4 protein-coding genes and 2 pseudogenes are annotated in these 4,975 nt (G+C 42.6%); 3 read left to right on the forward strand and 3 right to left on the reverse strand.

Going from position 1 to position 4,975, the window contains the following annotated elements:
- Positions 1-257 precede the first annotated feature (257 nt).
- From gatB to KPX09_RS04345, 3 genes and pseudogenes are all read right to left on the reverse strand, one after another.
- Positions 258-1,709, reverse strand: coding sequence for an Asp-tRNA(Asn)/Glu-tRNA(Gln) amidotransferase subunit GatB (gatB, locus tag KPX09_RS04335; protein WP_249549159.1), 1,452 nt, complete (start codon positions 1,707-1,709; stop codon positions 258-260).
- 25 nt (positions 1,710-1,734) lie between these two features.
- Complete coding sequence (locus KPX09_RS04340) at positions 1,735-3,120, reverse strand: malonyl-CoA decarboxylase domain-containing protein (RefSeq protein WP_249549156.1); 1,386 nt, start codon at positions 3,118-3,120, stop codon at positions 1,735-1,737.
- A gap of 404 nt (positions 3,121-3,524) precedes the next feature.
- Positions 3,525-3,824: pseudogene (locus tag KPX09_RS04345) on the reverse strand (PCRF domain-containing protein); the annotation flags it as partial.
- Positions 3,825-3,946: 122 nt separating this feature from the next.
- Here KPX09_RS04345 and ssb point away from each other — a divergent pair.
- The 3 genes and pseudogenes from ssb to prfB all read left to right on the forward strand — a co-directional run.
- Positions 3,947-4,423 carry a single-stranded DNA-binding protein gene (ssb, locus tag KPX09_RS04350; protein ID WP_249549157.1) on the forward strand — a complete coding sequence of 159 codons (477 nt, stop codon included), beginning with the start codon at positions 3,947-3,949 and terminating at the stop codon, positions 4,421-4,423.
- The gene (locus KPX09_RS04355) at positions 4,407-4,724 is read left to right on the forward strand and encodes a hypothetical protein (protein WP_249549158.1); all 318 of its coding nucleotides are present in this window, start codon (positions 4,407-4,409) and stop codon (positions 4,722-4,724) included. The genes ssb and KPX09_RS04355 overlap by 17 nt, the downstream gene beginning before the upstream one ends.
- 125 nt (positions 4,725-4,849) lie before the next feature.
- Positions 4,850-4,975 (forward strand): annotated as a pseudogene (gene prfB / locus KPX09_RS04360) (peptide chain release factor 2); the annotation flags it as partial.

Here is a 4,975-nt window from a genome sequence, read left to right on the forward strand (position 1 = left end):
CTGCCCGTTGGGAACGTATACGCTCACTACCCTTATTCTCTTCTTACCAGCGCACTCCAGCGTACACTCTATATATCGTGATTCCTCGGAAGAATAACTCCCAGCGCATTGTAGTTCTTTCCCTTCGCATGAGTGGCTAAGCCTTACTCGCAATGTAGCGTCTACAAAAGTACGTGGGAATTGAGCTTCATCACGACGCCCACATATTTCGCTAGATACAACATCCCCGAAAATGCCTATAATAAAGTAAAATGCTACTACTGACTCAGCTTGCTCTTAATGAGTACATTGAGAACTTCAGGATTCGCTCTGCCCTTTGTTTCCTGCATTACCTGCCCCACAAAATACCCAAATAGCTTTTCCTTACCCTTCTTGTACTGCTGAACCTTATCCGGGTTTTGCTCAAGCACTCCCTCAATCATCTCACTGAGAACCCCTTCATCTGCTATCTGCTGTAATCCCTCTTCTTCCACTATCTTTGATGCTGACTTTCCTGTCTCAAACATTGTTACAAAAACCTGCTTAGCCATTTTGCCAGAAATAGTCCCATCTACAATTAAGCGCAGCAGATCTCCTAAAGCATTGGCACAAACTGGTGAATCACTAATGCACATACCTCGCTTATTCAGCATTCCAAAAAGCTCACCCGTGACCCATGCCGCAACTAAATCCCCCGGCAAATTGTGCTTCATAACTTCATCATAGTATTCAGCAACCTCCCTATCCGAAGATAAAATCACTGCATCATATCTTGAAAGAGCAAAATCATTCATGTACCGTGACATCTTTGCCATAGGAAGCTCAGGCAGCGTATCTTTTATTGACGCAATAAACTCCTCTGTTATCTCCAAAGGAAGCAAGTCAGGATCTGGAAAATAGCGATAATCACACACATCTTCCTTAGTCCTCATAGTCCTAGTAGTACCAGCATCTACATCATACAAAAGAGTGCTTTGCTCCACTTTCCCGCCGCTTTCCAGCACTTCAACGTGTCTCATAGCCTCGTATTTTATAGCCTGAGACACGTATTTTATGGAATTTAAGTTTTTGATCTCAGAACGAACCCCCAACGCATTTTCACCCACCTTACGCACCGAAACATTTGCATCACAACGCATGGCACCGTTTTCCATATCACCACTACACGCACCAATGTACCTCAAGATAATACGCAGCTTCTTAAGATATTCTGCAGCCTCCTCCGGAGACCGTAAATCCGGATCTGTAACAATCTCCATAAGAGCAACTCCCGCCCTATTAAAGTCTATACACGTCTTATCACCAACGTGCAGACTCTTTCCAGCGTCTTGTTCAATGTGAATCCTTGCAATGCCGATCTTCTTATTATAAGCAGATTCATCGAGTACTATGTGGCCATTTTTAGCTATAGGATGATAGAATTGCGTAATCTGATATCCTAAAGAAAGATCAGGATAAAAGTAATTCTTTCTATCAAATATGGAATATTTCTTCACCTCACAAGAAAGCGCAAGCGCTGTTTTTACTGCTTGAACAATGCAATACTCATTAGTTACCGGCAGAACGCCCGGCATCGCCACATCTAACAATGCCACGTGCGAATTAGGATCTACGGAGATCTCCGTAGATGCCCCTGAAAATAATTTACTATTCGATACAATCTGTGCGTGTACCTCAAGACCAATTACAACCTCCCAATCATGGCTTGCACCGTTGATTATCCAAGACACCACGCCCTCCTACATTTGTCTTTTCTCAACTTTTCTTCAAAAGAGTAGCTATTTCTCTAGAATATGTGACTTTCCCATGCACAACATAGGCCTCATGATTATCATCAATTTTAGACAACTCATAACTGTAATTAACCATAATTCCCAAAGAACTCAGCAAACCCTTTTGGGAAGTATCAGCCATCCAATTAAGTCGCCTAATAGATGCACCATTACTAAGATGAAAATGAGCAACGGGATCGATAACCCTACTACCACTCTTAGTATTTAAATAGTGCGCACATAGCCTTAGCAATAACTCCTGAGACACAACAGGAACACACTTAGGATCGCTACTAATGGAATTTATATAACTTTGCAACCCTTCAACAGAATGAGATATACCTATACTACGCAAGAACGCATCGCCATCTGATGCTAAAACCTCATTGAGCCACCTAACAAACCCCGGCACTGGCGAGAGAGTAGCATAAGTTTTAATGTTACTAAACTCACTAGAAAGCATGCTCACCACTCTTTTGATGAGAAAATTGCCTAAACTAATCCCAGTAAGACCGACCTGTGTGTTAGAAATAGAGTAGAAAATCGCAACTTTAGCCTCAGACGGATCCTTTTTCGGAGCGCTATCATCAAGCAACGCTTGCACACTATTTGCAACATCGTTTACCAATGCCACCTCAACAAATATTAAAGGTTCCTGAGGCATCTTATAGTGAAAAAATGCAAAACACCTGCGATCAGACTCCAACCTATGACGCAAATCCTCCCACGAAGAAATCGCATGCACTGCTTCATAAAATATGAGCTTTTCCAACAGTGACGCAGGGGAATCCCAAGTGATGTGACGCAGCTCTAATAAGCCCACATCAAACAACGAAGAAAGTACTCCTTTTAGATCTCTCTCCAATGCGAAAAAATTCTCCCCCTTTTTCGAGAGTGTAATAGCATCTGCCCTCATATCTACGAGAAATTTCACCCCTTCAGATAAGGACATAAACTGCTTTAAGATGCTTAGCCTAGGAGAGGACAAAACTGAAATCAGCTCGAATCTGAGCTTTTCTTCCAAAGCACTGTCTGTATTATTAACATACTCACTAATCTTGCCATCTACTTCTTCCTGCATAGAGTTGAATCTATCATTCAACATACGCAAGAACCTTGCCTTGCCCACATCAGACAGCTGTAAATAAAGATTACCCAACGATATAGTATTGTACCTAGCCTTAACTTCCCCCCCCTTTGGGCTTACGCACTCGCGCATCTTACTCAAGAGATTGTCTATGTCTTGCTTCCTAGATAAGTCTTTGCCTATGTTACCAACCCACGACAATACAACGTCGGTTACCTCGTCAAATACCTTAACTACACTGCTAATCGTCCTGTATTTTATCTTAAGTAGGGAGTTCTCCACAAAGCAAGCGCGGCTAGTTAATTCCGCCGATGCTATAACATTTGCAAGGCTTCGTCTACATCAAAGTTCACAACACAGCGTCTAGGAAGTTTGATAAGCGTATAAAATGCACCATCTGGCAACTATTCCCCTTACCAAACTACACCTAACGCGATACCACCTGAGTGGCAAAGTTGCATCTTTTGCCACCATGACTACATTCCAGAGGAGACTACTACCACGGTAGCAAAATTTGTGGAGAAGCGTATTGTACCGGAGCGTACACAATGCAAAGATGCCACATGTTAATGTGTATACTCTTTAAAATTACAAAAAACAAGCCCCTTACCCCCAAAAAAATATTAGCCAAAGTAACATTCAAATAACACCTATATGAGCTTAAAGTGCTGATAACATCTAAACTTACGGACAGCACTTTCGGTTTCATTAACATGCTGCCCGCCAGCACCAGAAGCACGATAAGTATCAATTCGAAGATCCTTTTCTTGAATTTTTATGTCAATTTCATAATCTACAACAGGGGATACTTCAACGCTAGCAAAGCTGGTATGCCGTTTTGCAGCATGGTCAAAGGGAGAAATGCGCACTAACCTATGAATACCACTTTCAGTACGTGCCCACCCATAGGCGCCAATACCACATATTTTAATAGTAACAGCTTTCAAACCTGTTTCCTCACCGTCAACAGAATCAATAGTCTCAACCGCGGATAGGGGAAATGCAGACAAATTATATAAAAATATTCATGAAATTCCGATAACAAAGACTTGAATAAAACGAATTAGGGGATTAGTATTACCGGTGTTTTTCCATTACGTTTGCGGTTATGTCCTCGATAGGAGTCAATAAGGTTATTTTGATTGGGTATCTTGGAAAAGACCCAGATGTGAGAGTTATGCAAAATGGGAAAGAAATGGCAAATTTCTCCCTTGCTACATCCGAGAGCTGGCTAGACAAAGCGTCTGGTTCTCGCACTGAAAAAACAGAGTGGCACAACATTGTTGTATTCAGTGAAGGCCTCGTGAAGGTAGTTAAGACATGCGCTCGTAAGGGTAGTAAGGTCTACCTAGAAGGTTCTCTACGCACGAGAAAATGGGTAGATCAGAATAACAATGATCGTTACACGACCGAAGTTGTCCTTCAGGGTTTTAATTCGACTCTATGTCTTCTTGATCCCAAGGGAATGTCATCCGGTGATGCTGCTGCGTCAAGCATAGGCACCCCTCCCGCAAGCAGCGAAGAGGCTGGTTCGTTTGGCAATGTGGATTTTCTTGATCCTGATGTAGATGAAATTCCCTTCTAATAGGGCAGGTTTTGCTAGTAAGTGTTGTAGTGCAGTATATGAGGTCTCCACGGAGTGTCTGTTTTTTTATCGTCGTAATTGTGCAAGTTTGACGTTTTTACAGCTTATACTCGGTGTAGTTCGTGGTAGGCTATTCTTCTCGGATTCTATGGAAGGGGGTGGTATTCCCTTCCGTGTAGTTAGAAGTTCAGTTTGGTGCATGCATTGTGGAAGTGCGGGTACTTATCTCTACCCAGGCCCCATCCGTAGGAATTTAGGTCAGGGTTACGAATGCTCTAGAGGTTGTTGGGATAGTTGCTAGCTCCATAACTGACAATAGTCCACCGGTATACGCGTGTGTTTTTTACAAGGCTAGTCCCCACCTATTAGAATGGGGCGCACTCGTTAAGATCCCACATAATTGCATGCTGACCCTATATAAGTACGCATCCCTATCGTATGGTGAAGGACTTACGTACAGGGCATGAAACTGGAAATGTAGATGCAGTAATGAATGGAGACTTAGACGCTTTTATCACTGTAGCGCTCATGCGTGGGTCTCTTGCCAAGGTA

Origin of the sequence: Anaplasma phagocytophilum (assembly GCF_023476575.1) — a bacterium.
In the GTDB taxonomy this organism is placed as follows: domain Bacteria; phylum Pseudomonadota; class Alphaproteobacteria; order Rickettsiales; family Anaplasmataceae; genus Anaplasma; species Anaplasma phagocytophilum_A.

What these genes read in the sequence shown, in the direction of transcription:
- KPX09_RS04355 (WP_249549158.1), top strand. Translation starts at nt 4,407, where the DNA reads ATGAAATTCCCTTCTAATAGGGCAGGTTTTGCTAGTAAGTGTTGTAGT.
- ssb (WP_249549157.1), top strand. Translation starts at nt 3,947, where the DNA reads ATGTCCTCGATAGGAGTCAATAAGGTTATTTTGATTGGGTATCTTGGA.